This window comes from Bacillus sp. 204(2023), assembly GCF_037027505.1.
GTDB lineage: Bacteria > Bacillota > Bacilli > Bacillales > Bacillaceae > Bacillus > Bacillus subtilis.
In genome coordinates this window covers 47,323-63,600 of sequence record NZ_JAXCHE010000006.1, presented here as the reverse complement: position 1 = coordinate 63,600, position 16,278 = coordinate 47,323, and the positions used below count along the sequence as shown (strand labels likewise).

Below are 16,278 nucleotides of genomic sequence, written 5' to 3'. Positions count from 1 at the left end.
TCATTTTTCAAGTTTTATTTGGTTAATACTGCTTCTTTTACGTGAGGAAGCACTGTATCCTGGTAAATTTCAGTCGGATATTTTCCTGTAAAGCAAGCGAGACACTGTCCGCAATTCGAGTCATCGTATTTTCTGCCGATGCCTTTCAGCAGCCCTTCCACACTCAAAAATGAGAGGGTATCGGCTCCGATTTCCTGACGGATTTCTTCAACAGAATGCGAAGACGCGATTAATTCTTCATGTGTGGACGTATCAATGCCGTAAAAGCACGGATGAGCGATCGGCGGTGAACTGATTTTCACATGCACCTCTGTCGCACCCGCTTCTCTAAGCATCGTGACAATCCGGCGGCTAGTTGTTCCGCGTACGATAGAGTCATCCACCATCACGACGCGTTTGCCTTCTACAACCCCGCGCACCGCAGACAGCTTCATTCTGACGCCTTGCTCTCGTAGAGCCTGGGACGGCTGAATAAACGTTCTGCCGACATAGCGGTTTTTGATTAAACCGAGCTCATACGGAATGCCTGTTGCCTCTGCATAGCCGATCGCCGCAGAAATACTAGAATCCGGAACCCCGGTTACGACGTCAGCTTCAACTGCGGATTCCTGAGCCAGCATTTTTCCAAGGTTTTTACGGGCACTGTGTACGTTAATACCGTCAATATTGCTGTCTGGCCTGGAGAAATAAATGTATTCCATGCTGCAAATGGAACGATTGATATTCATGGAAAAACGCTCTGATTTCATGCCTTCATCATTAATGATCAGCATTTCCCCCGGCTCTACCTCGCGAAGGTACGTTGCGCCGACGACGTCAAATGCGCATGTTTCTGATGCAACCACATAAGCGTCGCTCATCATGCCGATGGATAGCGGTCTCAGCCCGTTCGGATCAAGTGCGACAATCATTTCTGTTTCGGTCATGATCAGGAACGCATAGGCGCCTTTCAGCATAGAAAGCGAGTTTTTAATTTGGTCCTTCAGCGTGAAGTGTCCGCTTCTTTTGATCAGGTGAGCCAAAACCTCTGTATCCGAAGAGGTTTGAAAGATGCTCCCTTGATTTTCGAGCTGCTGCTTCAGCTGAGTGGCGTTGACAAGATTTCCGTTATGAGCAAGCGCCAGGCTGCCGTTGTTTTGGGAACGGAAGAGGAGCGGCTGAACATTTTCGTATCCGCCGCCTCCAGCCGTTGCGTACCGAACGTGCCCGATAGCGCCTTTTCCCTTTACTTTGCTGAGTTCGCCGTTTTGAAATACTTCAGTGATCAGCCCTTGGCCTTTGTGAGCCGTCAGCTTTTCACCATCAGTCGCTACGATGCCCGCACCCTCCTGTCCTCTGTGCTGAAGGCTGTGGAGACCGTAATACGTGATCTGCGGGGCTTCTTCATGTCCCCAAATCCCAAAAACGCCGCATTCTTCATTTAAGCCTTTGATTTCAGCAAGCATGGGATAGCTCCTTTCCATACGCGTTCAAGCTCTTTCGTTTGCGCATGAATCATTTGTTGTCCATCTTGGTTTTGAATCGCCAGAATTCCGTCAGCCGTTACCTCACCAATATGAACCGCATCTTTGACAGTTGCTTCAAACGCTTCTTGATGTTCTTTTTTCACTGAAACAACGAAGCGGGATTGAGATTCAGAGAATAATAATGCCGCTTCCCCTTCTACAGTCACATTAGCGCCAAGGTTTTCCGTCGTCATGACACTTTCCGCAATCGCTACGCCTAAGCCGCCTTCAGACACATCATGCGCAGATTGAACGAAGCCTTTTTTAATCGCGTCAAGCAGTGCTTTTTGACGAGACAGCTCTACATCAAGATCGATTTGCGGCGCTTTGCCGTAAATACGGCCTTCTGTCATTTTTTGCAGCTCGCTTCCGGCAAACTCTGGTTTTGTTTCACCGATCACATATACGAGATCTCCCGCTTGTTTGAAATGCTGTGTTGTAATGTGTGCTGTATCTTCAATTAAGCCAACCATGCCGATAACTGGTGTCGGATAGATCGCCGTGCCGTTTGATTCGTTATAAAGCGATACGTTACCGCCGATAACCGGTGTGCTGAGAACATTGCACGCTTCGCTTATGCCGTCTGCCGCTTTTTCGATCTGCCAGAAGATTTCCGGCTTCTCCGGGTTTCCGAAGTTAAGGTTATCTGTGACCGCAAGCGGTTCTGCGCCTGAGCAAATGATGTTGCGCGCTGCTTCAGCGACAGCAATTTTCCCTCCGACTTCAGGATCAAGATAGAGATAACGCGCGTTACAGTCTGTCGTCATCGCCAGCGCCTTTTTCGTTCCGCGGATTCTGAGAACACCAGCATCAGACCCAGGAGCGACAACTGTATTCGTGCGCACCATGTAGTCATACTGATCATAAACCCACTCTTTACTCGCAATCGTCGGCTGCTGAAGAAGGGCCTTCAGCGTTTCATTCGCATCTTCAATTTGCGGAGCCGGAACGTCCGTTTCCAAAAACTCGCGATAATAAGCAGGCTCTTGAGAAGGCTTATGGTAAACCGGTGCTTCTTCTGCCAAGGCATCAACAGGCAGCTCGCACACAACCTCTCCTTTGTGTGTCAGGCGAAGCATTTTATCATCTGTCACATGTCCGACAGAAACCGCTTCAAGATCATACTTGTCAAAAATATCGATGATTTCCTGCTCACGTCCGCGCTCAATAACCAAAAGCATCCGTTCTTGTGATTCAGAAAGCATCATTTCATACGCGGTCATGCCTGTTTCTCGCTGAGGAATCAGGTCAAGGTTCATTTCAATGCCAGAACCGGCTTTACTTGCCATTTCTGCACTTGAGCTTGTTAAACCGGCAGCTCCCATATCCTGAATGCCGACTAAGGCGTCGCATTGGATGACTTCCAGACATGCTTCAAGCAAAAGCTTCTCCATAAACGGATCGCCGACTTGGACAGCAGAACGCTTCTCTTCAGACGAGTCTGACATTTCTTCAGAAGCAAACGTAGCGCCGTGGATGCCGTCACGCCCTGTTTTCGCTCCTACGTACATTACTGTGTTGCCGACACCCTTCGCCTGGCCTTTTTTGATGTCTTCATGGTTGATTAAACCGACGCACATGGCGTTGACGAGCGGATTTCCTTCATAGCTGCTGTCAAACTGCACCTCTCCGCCGACTGTCGGGATACCGATACAGTTGCCGTATCCGGCGATACCCGCTACTACTTCTTCAAACAAGTACTTCACGCGTGGTGAAGTCAGTTCACCAAATCGAAGAGAGTTCAATACAGCGATTGGGCGTGCACCCATTGAGAATACATCACGGATAATTCCGCCTACGCCAGTCGCAGCGCCTTGGTAAGGCTCGAGAGCTGATGGGTGGTTATGGGATTCAATTTTGAACACAACCGCTTGGTTATCACCGATATCAACGATTCCGGCGCCTTCCCCCGGCCCCTGCAGCACACGCTCGCCGCTTGTCGGGAATTTACGCAGAATCGGCTTTGAGTTTTTATAGCTGCAATGCTCAGACCACATGACAGAAAAAATTCCGATTTCTGTGTAGTTCGGCAATCTTCCAAGAATGGATTCTATCAATGCAAACTCATCATCACTGACACCCATTTGCTGATACAGTTTCTCTTCTTTTATTTGTTCTTTACTTGGTTCAAGCAGTAGTGACATGAGTTTCCCTCCAATTTTTCACGATAGACTGGAACAATTTAAGACCGTCGGCGCTTCCAAGCAGTTCATCGACCGCGCGCTCAGGGTGAGGCATCATGCCTAATACATTGCCTTTCTCATTCACGACACCGGCAATGTCGCTGACACTTCCATTAATATTAGAGCCGTATGTGAAAGCAATTTGATTGTTTTCCTTTAATGTAGCAAGCGTCTCGTCATCACAGTAGAAATTCCCTTCACCATGGGCAACCGGGATTGTAATCGATTCTCCCTTTTCGTAGGAAGCTGTGAATAAGGTTTCGTCGTTCTGAACAATCAATTCAACCGGACGGCAAATGAACTTCAGATCTTTGTTGCGTCTCATTGCGCCTGGCAGCAGCCCAAGCTCCTGTAAAATCTGGAATCCGTTACAGACGCCAAGAACAGGTTTTCCTTCAGCCGCTGCTTGTTTGACAGCTGGCATAATATTCGCAAATCGGGCGATGGCACCGCATCTTAAGTAATCGCCGTAAGAAAATCCTCCCGGAATTAACACGCCGTCGAAGCCGTCAAGACTTGTTTCCTCATGCCAGACGTATTCCACTTCATGGCCGAGCTCATCCTTTACAGCATGATACATATCGATATCACAGTTGGAGCCGGGTAACACAATCACCGCAAATTTCACTGTGCGACTACCTCCTCAACCTCGTATCTGTAATCTTCAATCACTGTGTTCGCAAGAAGTTTTTCGCACATTTCTTTCACTAGCACGTCAAGATCACGGTCAGATTTTTCAATGGTAAGCTCCATGTATTTCCCGATGCGCACATCTTGAACTTCGTTATAAGTCATACTGTGCAAGGCATGCTGGACAGCGCTCCCTTGTGGATCTAGTACACTTTCTTTTAAGCTGACATAAACTTTTACTTTATACATGATGAATGCCTCCCAGTCTTTTGAAAATCTCTTCGTATGCGTCGGTTAAGCTTCCCAGATTGCGTCTGAATAAATCTTTATCCAGCTTTTCGTTCGTGTCTTTATCCCACAAGCGGCATGTGTCAGGAGAAATTTCATCCGCCAAAAGCACTTGCCCTTCTGCATCTAAACCGAATTCAAGCTTGAAATCTATTAATCTGACATGACAATCGTCGAAGATGCTTTGAAGCTCTTCATTTACTGTTTTTGTAATGGACGTAATGGTTTCTACCTGCTCAGGAGTCGCCGCCTTCAAAAGCCAAATATGATCTTCTGTGATGAGCGGATCACCCAGCGCGTCATCCTTGTAGTAAAACTCGATAATCGGCTGCTCAAGCTCCGTGCCTTCTGGAATGCCGAGACGTTTGGACATGCTTCCTGCCACAACATTTCTGACGACGACTTCAAGCGGCACGATCGTTACCTTTTGAATGAGCTGTTCCGTTTCCGAAATGCGCTCGATAAAGTGATTGTTAATGCCCTTTGCATGAAGGTGTTTGAAAATCAAGCTTGAAATCTCGTTATTTAAGCGCCCTTTCCCGCTTATTTCTGCTTTTTTCTCGCCGTTAAAGGCAGTAGCGGAGTCTTTATACACGACATACAGCGTGTTTTCGTCATCGGTTTTGTAGATCTTTTTTGCTTTTCCTTCGTATAAAAGTTCATTCTTCACAATATTCACGGAAGGCCTCCTAACCCGAATGTTGGGAATTTTCAAACTGCGGCGGCTTAGAAGAAGCCGCTAAAAGCTTCTTCTATGCTAAACCTAAACGTTCAAAGATCAGATCAACATTTTTCAGATGGTAATTGTAATCAAAGCAGTCAGCAATTTTTTCCGGAGAAAGACGTGACGTGATTTTCTCTTCCGCTTCCACAAGTTCGCGGAACGGCACTTGTTTTTCCCACGCTTCCATTGCTTTCGGCTGAACTGTATCATAGGCTTCTTCACGTGTAAGGCCTGTGTCAATCAAAGCAAGCAGCACACGCTGAGAATAGATAAGGCCGAGAGTGCGGTCCATGTTGCGCTTCATGTTTTCCGGGAAGACCGTTAAGTTCTTCACAATGTTGGAGAAGCGGTTCAGCATGTAGTTCAGCGCAATTGTCGCATCCGGAAGAATAATCCGTTCTGCTGAAGAGTGAGAAATATCGCGCTCATGCCATAATGGAACATTTTCGTAAGCTGTCATCATGTAGCCGCGGATCACGCGCGCCATGCCTGTCATATTTTCAGAGCCAATCGGATTTCGTTTATGCGGCATTGCAGATGAACCCTTTTGCCCTTTCGCGAAAAATTCCTCAACTTCACGTGTTTCACTCTTTTGCAGTCCGCGGATTTCCACAGCGAATTTCTCGATGCTTGTCGCGATCAAAGCAAGAGTCGCCATATAGTCAGCATGGCGGTCACGCTGAAGGGTTTGAGTTGAAATCGGTGCTGCTTTCAATCCGAGCTTCTCACAGACATATTGTTCAACAAATGGATCAATGTTCGCATATGTGCCGACAGCGCCGGAAATCTTTCCAACCTCAATGCCTGCTTTCGCTTGTTTAAAGCGCTCAAGATTACGTTTCATTTCTTCATGCCAAAGCGCAAGTTTTAAGCCGAAAGTTGTAGGCTCAGCGTGTACGCCGTGCGTGCGCCCCATCATGACTGTGTATTTATGTTCTTTCGCTTTTTCTTTTATAATGTCAACAAATCTCTCAAGATCCTTGAGCAGAATATCGTTTGCCTGTTTTAATAAGTAGGAAAGGGCCGTATCAACAACGTCAGTTGACGTTAATCCGTAGTGCACCCATTTTCTTTCTTCGCCCAGTGATTCGGAAACGGCGCGTGTAAAAGCGACAACGTCATGGCGCGTGTCCTGTTCGATTTCTAAAATGCGGTTGATGTCAAATGACGCGTTCTCACGCATAACCTTTACATCTTCTTTCGGAATGACGCCAAGCTCCGCCCACGCTTCACAGGCAAGAATCTCTACCTCCAGCCATGCTTGAAATCTGTTTTCATCCGTCCAAATCGCGGACATTTCAGGTCTTGAATAACGTTCGATCATTCTGCTTGTCCTCCGTCTCTATTCATCCATTTATTTGTAATCTCCTGAATCCATTCGTCTTCAGGCTGCTTCATAAATGTAATATGCCCCATTTTGCGGCCTTTTTTGATTTCATGTTTTCCGTATATATATAGCTTTGCCTCTTTTAAAAGCTCCGGGTCTTCCTCAACAAGCTTCACTTCATCGCCGAGAAGATTCACCATCATGCCCGGCTTCAGCAACTCTGTCTTCCCAAGCGGAAGCCCGCATACCGCTCTGATATGCTGCTCAAACTGGCTCGTCTCGCAAAGGTCCAGCGTATAATGCCCAGAATTGTGCGGTCTTGGCGCCAGTTCATTGACCAAAAGCGCTCCGTCCTCTGTCAGGAACATCTCAACTGCAAGCGGTCCGACAAGGTTAAGCTCATCTGCAAGCTTACCTGCTAGATCAGCAGCCTTCTGCTGAATCCCTTTCTCTACCCGTGCGGGCACGATGCTTTGGAAAAGAATATTGTTGTGGTGAATGTTTTCAGCTGTCGGAAATGTTGAAATTTCACCGTTTACCGATCTGACGACGATCACCGACAGTTCCATTTTAAAAGAAACCCAGCTTTCAAGAATGCAAGTTCCGTGTTCTAACAGAGCGGCTGCCTGCTCCATTTGCGCCTCTTCTTTTATCACAAATTGGCCTTTGCCGTCGTACCCGCCGCGGCATGTCTTCAGAACTGCGGGTAACCCGAGCTCCTGTACCGCCTGTTTCAATTCATTCTTTGTTTTGACGATGCTGTACGGTGCGACTTCACAGCCCGCGGCTTGAATTGCTTTTTTCTCTGTTTCACGGTTTTGGGTAATGAGCAGCAGCTCACTTCCTTGCGGGAGATACGCATGATCTTTTAGCCAATGCAGCGCATCATAGTCGATGTTTTCAAACTCATATGTGATGATATCGCTGATTTCAGCCAATTTTCGAATCGCTTCACGGTCATTATAATGAGCGGTAATTTCGACATCCGCAACCTGCCCGCACGGCGAATCTTTCACCGGATCAACGACCGCGACTTTATACCCCATTTGTTTGGCGGACACAGCCATCATTTTCCCAAGCTGGCCGCCGCCGATAATGCCGATTACAGCTCCCGGATAGATGATTTGTTTAGACAAGCTGATCACTGCTTTCTAACACTGTCTGTTTTGTATTTTCTCTTCTCTCATCTAGCTTACGGGCAAGGCCTTCGTCAAATGCTGACAAAATTTGCGCCGCTAACAGGCCTGCGTTCACAGCACCCGCTTTGCCGATGGATGTTGTCGCAACAGGCACGCCTCCAGGCATTTGGACGATGGAAAGAAGTGAATCCATTCCGTTCAGCGCCTTGGACTGAACCGGAACTCCAATGACTGGCAGTGTTGTTTTCGCAGCCGTCATCCCTGGCAGATGCGCTGCTCCTCCGGCACCGGCAATAATCACCTTGATGCCTCTTTCTCTAGCAGTTTCAGCATATTCAAACATGAAATCAGGCGTCCGGTGAGCGGAAACGACCTTTTTTTCGTACGGAACATTGAGTTCGTCAAGTATGTCGCATGCGTGTTTCATTGTCTCCCAATCGGAAGTGCTTCCCATGATGATTCCTACTAGCGGCTGCATTCTGTTCCCACCTTCTCATGCTTTAGTTTTCAGAAAATAAAAAATACCCGTTTTGCATTGCACTTATGAGGAAGCAATACAAACCGGGCATGGTACATGTATCGTCAGTCGTTCGCTTCTGCGATATATCCATGTCAGTTTTATCGATCACTTTCCTGCATAGTCCGGCAATTTACGGTTGCCGGGTAGAAACTTATGGGCCATATTCCCAAGATTATATGAGGTCGTGTTTTGATTTCATGTTTATCTTAACAACGGACATGGATAATGTCAACGATATTATCGAACGATACAAAAATTCATTCTACTAATGTTCGTGTTTTAGATCAATTTCCCTTCAAATACGATTTTTTTCCCGCACGGAACGATCTGAATTGACCCATTTTCCTTTTTTTCCATAAAAATAGGCTCTTCCATTCGCCTTACAGGCAGATATCCTTCTTCTTTCATTTGCTGAAGCACCGCATCAATCGTTTGCTGCTCTGTCACTTCAAACTTTTTCTTCTTCGGCTTTGCCATTATTCTTTAATTCTCCTCTTCTTCACCGCTTTGACCCAGAAGCCGCCGTGGATTGTTTTTGGTTCGTACGCAATAATAAAGGCTTTTGAATCAAGTGTTTTAATCGTATCATATAGCTGGAGTTCATATTTTCTCGGCGTTAGGATCTGAAGGGCTGTGCGGTCGCCTTCAAGCCCGCCTGCCACCCAATTTGTCACGCCGTAGCCTTTTTCACGGAGCTGCTTCGGAAGATCAAGATCGAGCTCCTTCGTAATCACATTGACCATAATATAGCCAAGCGCCAATTTTTCTTCTATTTTCATGCCGACAATTACGCCAAGACCGTAACCGAGCGCGTACGCGATCACATTTTGAATCTGGTCTAAGTTATCGAGCACCAGACTCAGCCCTGTCACATAAACCAGTATTTCAATCGTACTGATGCCGGCCGCTAAATAACGCTGTCCTTTCAGCGTTAAAATCATTCTTATCGTAAAAAATGACACATAGACAATATTAATAATGAGAATTATGAGAACCATGGCTATCCCATTTGATAAGATGGTTTGCATCATTTTATTCATCCCCCTACTCTTCAGCTTGCACAAAGCATTCATATTCTACTAGAGAAATGAGCCGTTTACAATCAGCTTCGCCCGTAAGCTTAAGCAAAATATTTCGACATGCTTTTATGCGTTGAACAGTAGTAGTTTACCCTCTTTCTCTCCTTTTCAAAATCAAAACAAAAAAGCCCGCTTTTCAGCAGACTCACCTCTTTATATCTATTGTCAGATCTCTTTTTTCATTTTCTGAAGGGACTTGTATTCTTTCTCAAGCTCACTCAGCGTGTAGTCAGCAAGCTGTTCCCCTCTTCCTTGATAAAATTCTGAGAGCAGTAATTTGGTTTTTAAAAATTGCTTCTTTTGGTTAATTGCTCGGCGAAGTACATCAGCCATGTCCATCATCCTCCTTAAACATAAAGGTTTTTGCGCTGGACGTTTTCAGCATTTTCCCCATCATACACGGGTTAATCCTACAAATCAACTATGTTTTTTAGATATATTTGTAAAAAGTGTGACATAAAAAAACCGGCTAGGATTAGCCGGTTTTTTCGTTAAAGCGGAATCAGCGACGCCGTAAAATATTCAGAAATGAACGGCCAAGTCACTGCTGTAAACAGCAGCGCTATCGCAACCACTGCAAATACACAATAGATATAATCAATTGGTGCATCTTGTGCCGCCTGATACACACGCTGTACATACAGCGCGATGATAAAAAAGATGGAAAACAAGATCAGCACCGTAAACAGTACTGTCAGCATTGGGATATTCACGATCGCAAAGATCAACCAAAGGATTGAAACAGCAATTATCGGTACAAGCAATGAACCCAATACGGCAGCCGCTTCTCTGAACGTCACCTTCTGCTTCATCATATAGCGGGAGACAGCCCATATAGCAAAGACCATTACCGCGAAAAAGATCAGCAAATACACAAGAACAACTAAAAACCCGTCATAGAAAGCATGATGGCGTTCTCCGAAACCGAGCGGCCGATTCCAGCTTGCCTTTAACTGAAACCAATTCCCAATTGAAAAAATGATACTGAATATAAGCATTGAAATCAGACCGTACTTATAATGAGAAAAACCATCCGTTACGACAGTTTTCACCGGTGATTTTAAAATCGAGAACGCAAAATCGCAATATCTGTTGATGGCTGCCCAAACAGACGCAAGCTTGTCTTTAACAGTTGATTCACCGCGTTCCTGGCGCGGTTTCTGCTTTTGTTTTTGCTTCTGCTTGCTTTGCCGGCTCGCCTTTCTGGACATTCTCGATAGCGGTTCTTCATCTGCATCTATTCTTTCACTCTGGTTAATTTCTTCTTCAAACGTTTCTTTTCTTTCTTCCGTCATGTCAGCAACTCCTATCAAAAAAATACGGCGGAATACCATTCAGCAAGAAAATAAAACACTTATATAAGGTACCGAAGCCTTCCTGAACAGTCAAGTCATTTCCATTTAAGTAAAGCATGGCGGCACATCTACATGACGGTATATCGTATGAAATGGTTTTATCTTTTGCAACAAAAAAACCAGCTGCCGGTGCAGCTGGTTTTTCAATTCTTATTTTAAGAAGATAAAGTACAGGATAAATACGACAAACAGCCCGTACATGATTGGATGAACCTCTTTAGCTTTTCCTTTGCACACCATTGTAATCGGATAGAAAATAAACCCGATGGCAATACCAGTCGCAATGCTGTACGTTAACGGCATCATGATCATGGTAAGGAAAGCAGGAACGGCCACTTCGAACTTATCCCAAGCGATTTTGCCAAGCGGCGCCACCATCAATGCACCAACAATAATAAGCGCCGGCGCTGTTACATTTGATGTAACGACTGATAGGAGCGGCGAGAAAAACGTAGCAAGTAAAAAGAGAATCCCTGTTACAATTGCGGCAAACCCTGAACGGGCACCAGCAGCGACACCTGAGCTTGATTCCACATAAGAAGTTGTTGTAGACGTACCAAGCACGGCACCGATCACAATAGAAGATGAATCAGCTAAAAGCGCACGGCCCGCACGCGGCAATTTATTTTCCTTCATTAAACCAGCTTGTGTCGCCACAGCAACAAGTGTACCAGCTGTATCAAAAAATCCGACAAACAAGAATGTTAAAATAACGATCAGCATTTGTACGGAGAAAATATCCGGGAGGTGAATCCACGCTTGTCCGAAAGTCGGCGCAAGGCTCGGCACACTGCCGACAATTTGAGTCGGAACCGGAACCAAACCGAAAATCATGCCGGCAACCGCTGTTAACAGCATCCCGATAAACACGCCTGCGTTCACGCGAAGCACCATTAATATAACCGTGACAATCACACCGAAAATCGTTAACAGCACAGGACCGCTGTGAATGTTTCCGATCGTGACGAGCGTAGAAGGATTTGCAGTAATGATTCCTGAGCCTTGCAAACCAACGAATGTAATAAACAGGCCGATCCCCGCACCGACTGCCAATTTCAGCTCAGGCGGAATGGCGTTGATGATTTTTTCACGAAAACCTGTTAAAGAAAGAGCAACGAAAATAAGGCCTGAAATAAAAACACCAGACAAAGCTGCCTGCCATGAAATACCCATACCAAGGACAACAGAAAACGCAAAAAACGCGTTCAGCCCCATACCCGGCGCGATGGCAATCGGATATCTCGCTATTAATCCCATTAAGATACAGCCTGCTGCAGACGCCAGCGCTGTCGCCGTAAAGACCGCACCCTGGTCAATTCTCAGCGCCTCCGGAAAATCTTTCACGCTGTCCAAAGCAAGCGTAATCGGATTGACGAACAAAATATATGCCATAGATAAAAAAGTCGTTAATCCGCCAATGATTTCATTGCGATAGCTGGTGCCCAGCTCATCAAACTGAAAATACTTTTTCAAGCTATTTGACTCCCTTCACTCTTTGCTATTTATTCTGTCCTGAAAACGCCAAATAAAAAGCGCCCCAATACATTTTGGGACGCTTGACTACAGTCGGATTTCAGTTCGAATAAATAAACGTGTTTTATTTATATCAAACGAAAGAAATGTTTACGTAGTCAAGCCATTTACGGTAGCTTGGTAGAGACTTGCGAGCCATATTCCCGCGATTATACGAATTCATCTTATTTGATTTCTGTGTCTATTGTACCAAGTTCATTTTGAATTGACAATATAAACAACGAACATTACTTATTAAAAAAATTGGTTTATTCGTCTATTGACTAAATTGGTAACAATGATAAAAACCGTATGTATGGCAACATACGGCTTTTCAACTTATGATTATTTTTTTTCGGTAGGCTGACTCACCTGATGCACTGGTACAGTAAACGAGAATGGCTTTAGTTGAATCAGGTCATTTAAAACGCCTTTATCAATATACAGACCGTATTCATTAAACTCAAAATGCTTTAAAGACAGCTTATCAAGATAAGCGTCATCCAGTTCAAAAGTTGATACCATTTCGGCTGTGTCCATATTCTTCACTTCAGCTTTATTCCATTTCAAATAATAACCTTCTTCATAATAAGCCATTGGATCAGACCATGATTGCATTTTTTTCATATCACCAAGGCCAATCATTTCACCTATATTCACTAAGTCATCTTTTGACATATTTGAAGTATCAACTCCAGTGAAACGGTAATGAACCAATACTTCCCTCCCCTCTTGTTTAATGTTATTGATTTCTATCCCTATGTTTTGATGCTTTGTTTCCGAAAGACGATACGGCATCTCTGCATTTAGAGGGACGATTTCACTGCCCTCAGCCTCAGATCTAATATCTGCAATTAATGTTAGCTTTTTCGCTTTTGGATTGATTGGTGATTCTAACTGTGTTTGTCCTTTTGCTCTTACCGTTCTCTCGTTTACCTTTATGCGATCTCCAAGTTCGATGTTTGATGCTGACATCTCATATGTGTTTCCTAAATCATCTTTAACTTCGTTAATTTCAACCGTATCATGCTTTGCTATGCCTTGATAATCGATTGTAAATTGAAGGACAGATCCAAGTTTCCCGTTTTCCACTTGAATATTGGAAAATTGATAACGATTATGATAAGCCGATATAACTTTTGAGCTTTCTAAATAACCCGCATTCTTTTTGGTAATAGGCAGTTTGAATCTCCAATTTCCCTGTATTTCATTGATATGAGTAATTACAAAGGGCACGGTTTCCCCATTTTTTATTTCAGTACCATTTGTATAAATCCTTAATTGTCCTGCGTATTGCTTGTTATTTAATTTTTTAAGCATTAAGGAATCGTAGTTGATTGAAAAGTTGTCGCTATAACTCGTTTCGTCGACATCATACATGATCTCTTTTTCATCAGAGTGGAAGTTATCAACAGTGAAGTTATAAACAAGCTGTCCGGCATCGTAATAGGAGCTGTTTACAGAAACAGTGATTCCCCTGGAGTCTGCTTTTTCATTTAAAGCTGTGACCAAATTGCTTTTAAACAATGATAGACCAACTTTATCTTGAAAATCCTTATAAATTTGTCCGACAATGGGTATGCTCCCCATCGCTTTGTTTACAGAGGGAAGAAAAAGACCAGATGATAAATACAATATACATACCACAGCAGCAATAGCCATTCCATTTGTAATAGTTCGTGCCCATTTAAAACGGCGCCTTGTGTTACTTTCATTTTCAGCACGAACGACAGCTTGATGTATTGCCTTTTTGAGTGCTTTCTTTGGCACTGCTATGTCATCATACATCTGCTTCATTTGGTGTTTGTCCATTTGTTTTGATCCTCCTTTTCCAGCTCCTGTTTCAATGCTTTTCTCGCTCTATGTAAATGGGTTTTAATTGTGCCTTCTGCCATTCCTGTTTGTTCAGCTATCATTGAAATCGAATAATCTTGAAAATAATAGAGCTGAATCGTGAGCTGAACATGTTCATCAAGTGTATCAAGTGCATTTCGCAGGTCTATATATTCCTCAATATTACCTTGATCGATTCCAGTATCGTGATGTTTCTCGAACGGAACCAATTCTCCTTTCTTTTTATTCATGGCAAAAATGGAATTGATCAATATTCGAGTAAGCCACGTTAAAAAATACTTTGGCTCTTTTAGTTTTTCTATACTGATAAAAGCTTTATAAGCTGTTTCCTGTACAGCATCAAGTGCATCTTCTTTATTTCTTAAATAGAGATAAGCTGTTTTATATAAAGTCTCCTGATGTGCCAGCATAAGCTTTTCAAAGGCCCGAGCATTTCCTTTTCTCGCCTTTGTAATCAATCTTTCTTCCTTCACCTTATCCACCTCCTATGTTGTTAGATACGAAAACTGTCGAAACGGTTTCAAAAAGTTAACAAAAAAAACGCCCCTTTTGAAAGGGACGTTTTTCCTTTGTTATTTACTTATTCCCACTCAATCGTCGCAGGCGGCTTACTTGTAATATCGTACACCACGCGGTTAATGTGCTTCACTTCGTTTACGATACGTGTCGAAATGACTTCAAGCACATCCCACGGGATACGCGCCCAGTCAGATGTCATGCCGTCGATTGATGTAACGGCGCGGATTCCGATTGTGTAATCATATGTTCTTGCGTCACCCATAACACCAACGCTGCGGATGTCAGGTAGAACAGTGAAGTATTGCCAGATATCACGCTCTAACCCGTGATTTGCAACTTCTTCACGCAAGATTGCATCTGATTCACGAACGATTTCCAGTTTTTCTTCTGTTACTTCGCCAAGAACACGGATTCCGAGGCCCGGTCCTGGGAACGGCTGACGCCATACGATTTCATCCGGAATGCCGAGCTCTGTGCCAAGCGCGCGCACTTCGTCTTTGAAGAGCGTGTTTAACGGCTCGATCAGCTCAAACTGCATGTCTTCAGGAAGTCCGCCGACATTGTGGTGAGATTTGATCGTTTGCGCCGTTGCTGTACCGCTCTCGATGATATCTGTGTAAAGCGTACCTTGTGCAAGGTAGTCGATGCCTTTGAGCTTGTCCGCTTCATCATCAAACACGTAAATGAATTCATTACCGATGATTTTGCGTTTTTGTTCAGGATCAGAAACGCCTTTTAGTTTGTTTAAGAATCGATCTTTTGCGTCTACTTTAATCACATTCATGTTAAAGCCTTCGCTGAATGTTTTCATAACACCCTCAGCTTCGCCTTTACGGAGAAGACCATGGTCTACAAAGATACAAGTCAGCTGGTCGCCGATCGCTTTATGAATCAAAACAGCAACAACAGAGGAATCAACGCCGCCGCTTAGCGCGCAAAGAACCTGTTTGTCTCCGACCGTTTCACGGATTTTTTGCATTTCGATTTCGATAAAGTTCTCCATTGACCATTCGCCTTCGCATTCGCAAACACCGAATACAAAGTTTTTCAGAAGATCATTGCCGTATTCAGAGTGGCGCACTTCCGGGTGGAACTGAACGCCATACCATTTTTTGTCCGCTTTGCTCATTGCTGAGTTCGGGCAGTGATGGCTTGTCGCGTCAACAGTGAAACCTTCAGGAACTTCTACAACCAAATCGCCGTGGCTCATCCAAACCACTTGTTCGTTTGGAAGATCTTTGAACAAATCAGGTGTGCCTTCGATGCGGATGTTTGCTTTTCCGTATTCACGCTGGCTTGCTGCTTCAACTTTACCGCCAAGGTAATGAGTCATCAACTGCATGCCGTAGCAAATTCCCAAAACAGGAATATCAAGCTCGAAGATTTTCTCGTCACAGCGGAAAGAGTTTTCATCATACACACTGTTTGGACCGCCGGATAAAATAATTCCTTTTGGATTCATTTTTTTAATTTCTTCAGCCGTCAATGTATGTGGATGCAGCTCGCTGTAAACACCGAATTCACGGATACGGCGTGTAATCAGCTGGTTATACTGACTGCCGAAATCAAGGACAAGAATCATTTCATTCACTAACTTTGTCATGGTTGTCACCTAATCTCCTCTAAGTTTTTTGACACAGAAA

General features: G+C 44.4%; 16 protein-coding genes and 2 riboswitches. All 16 genes read right to left on the bottom strand.

What is annotated here, in order from left to right:
• Positions 1–14: 14 nt before the first annotated feature.
• The gene (gene purF / locus WA279_RS13300) at positions 15–1,445 is read right to left on the bottom strand and encodes an amidophosphoribosyltransferase (protein ID WP_336155592.1); all 1,431 of its coding nucleotides are present in this window, start codon (positions 1,443–1,445) and stop codon (positions 15–17) included.
• Complete coding sequence (gene purL / locus WA279_RS13295) at positions 1,421–3,649, bottom strand: phosphoribosylformylglycinamidine synthase subunit PurL (RefSeq protein WP_049140793.1); 2,229 nt, start codon at positions 3,647–3,649, stop codon at positions 1,421–1,423. Before purL ends, purF begins: the two co-directional genes overlap by 25 nt.
• Positions 3,633–4,316, bottom strand: coding sequence for a phosphoribosylformylglycinamidine synthase subunit PurQ (gene purQ / locus WA279_RS13290; protein ID WP_003243954.1), 684 nt, complete (start codon positions 4,314–4,316; stop codon positions 3,633–3,635). The genes purL and purQ overlap by 17 nt, the downstream gene beginning before the upstream one ends.
• A complete protein-coding gene (gene purS / locus WA279_RS13285) occupies positions 4,313–4,567 on the bottom strand; it encodes a phosphoribosylformylglycinamidine synthase subunit PurS (RefSeq protein WP_003219409.1) in 255 nt (84 codons plus the stop codon). Before purS ends, purQ begins: the two co-directional genes overlap by 4 nt.
• On the bottom strand, positions 4,560–5,285 hold the full coding sequence (purC, locus tag WA279_RS13280) for a phosphoribosylaminoimidazolesuccinocarboxamide synthase (RefSeq protein WP_217020588.1): 726 nt from the start codon (positions 5,283–5,285) through the stop codon (positions 4,560–4,562). The genes purS and purC overlap by 8 nt, the downstream gene beginning before the upstream one ends.
• Positions 5,286–5,358: 73 nt before the next feature.
• A complete protein-coding gene (gene purB, locus WA279_RS13275) occupies positions 5,359–6,654 on the bottom strand; it encodes an adenylosuccinate lyase (RefSeq protein WP_014476028.1) in 1,296 nt (431 codons plus the stop codon).
• Positions 6,651–7,793 (bottom strand): 5-(carboxyamino)imidazole ribonucleotide synthase, encoded by a 1,143-nt coding sequence (purK, locus tag WA279_RS13270; RefSeq protein WP_336155589.1) that lies wholly within the window; start codon positions 7,791–7,793, stop codon positions 6,651–6,653. The genes purB and purK overlap by 4 nt, the downstream gene beginning before the upstream one ends.
• The gene (gene purE / locus WA279_RS13265) at positions 7,786–8,274 is read right to left on the bottom strand and encodes a 5-(carboxyamino)imidazole ribonucleotide mutase (RefSeq protein ID WP_015715436.1); all 489 of its coding nucleotides are present in this window, start codon (positions 8,272–8,274) and stop codon (positions 7,786–7,788) included. Before purE ends, purK begins: the two co-directional genes overlap by 8 nt.
• 140 nt (positions 8,275–8,414) lie before the next feature.
• Positions 8,415–8,516: riboswitch (purine riboswitch) on the bottom strand.
• A 79-nt stretch (positions 8,517–8,595) separates the two neighbouring features.
• Entirely contained in the window at positions 8,596–8,793 is a 198-nt protein-coding gene (locus WA279_RS13260) for an NETI motif-containing protein (protein WP_003219403.1), read from the bottom strand.
• The gene (locus WA279_RS13255; RefSeq protein WP_015482896.1) at positions 8,793–9,347 is read right to left on the bottom strand and encodes a DUF2179 domain-containing protein; all 555 of its coding nucleotides are present in this window, start codon (positions 9,345–9,347) and stop codon (positions 8,793–8,795) included. The genes WA279_RS13260 and WA279_RS13255 overlap by 1 nt, the downstream gene beginning before the upstream one ends.
• Positions 9,348–9,560: 213 nt before the next feature.
• The gene (locus WA279_RS13250) at positions 9,561–9,728 is read right to left on the bottom strand and encodes a Fur-regulated basic protein FbpA (protein WP_003244066.1); all 168 of its coding nucleotides are present in this window, start codon (positions 9,726–9,728) and stop codon (positions 9,561–9,563) included.
• A gap of 158 nt (positions 9,729–9,886) precedes the next feature.
• A complete protein-coding gene (locus tag WA279_RS13245; RefSeq protein ID WP_336155586.1) occupies positions 9,887–10,690 on the bottom strand; it encodes a hypothetical protein in 804 nt (267 codons plus the stop codon).
• Positions 10,691–10,900: 210 nt separating this feature from the next.
• A complete protein-coding gene (gene pbuG / locus WA279_RS13240) occupies positions 10,901–12,223 on the bottom strand; it encodes a hypoxanthine/guanine permease PbuG (protein WP_015252659.1) in 1,323 nt (440 codons plus the stop codon).
• Positions 12,224–12,358: 135 nt separating this feature from the next.
• A riboswitch (purine riboswitch) is annotated at positions 12,359–12,460 on the bottom strand.
• A 147-nt stretch (positions 12,461–12,607) separates the two neighbouring features.
• Complete coding sequence (locus WA279_RS13235) at positions 12,608–14,074, bottom strand: DUF4179 domain-containing protein (RefSeq protein ID WP_015382990.1); 1,467 nt, start codon at positions 14,072–14,074, stop codon at positions 12,608–12,610.
• Positions 14,056–14,589, bottom strand: coding sequence for a sigma-70 family RNA polymerase sigma factor (locus WA279_RS13230; protein WP_015482893.1), 534 nt, complete (start codon positions 14,587–14,589; stop codon positions 14,056–14,058). Before WA279_RS13230 ends, WA279_RS13235 begins: the two co-directional genes overlap by 19 nt.
• A 107-nt stretch (positions 14,590–14,696) precedes the next feature.
• Positions 14,697–16,238, bottom strand: coding sequence for a glutamine-hydrolyzing GMP synthase (gene guaA / locus WA279_RS13225; protein WP_031315522.1), 1,542 nt, complete (start codon positions 16,236–16,238; stop codon positions 14,697–14,699).
• Positions 16,239–16,278: the final 40 nt, after the last annotated feature.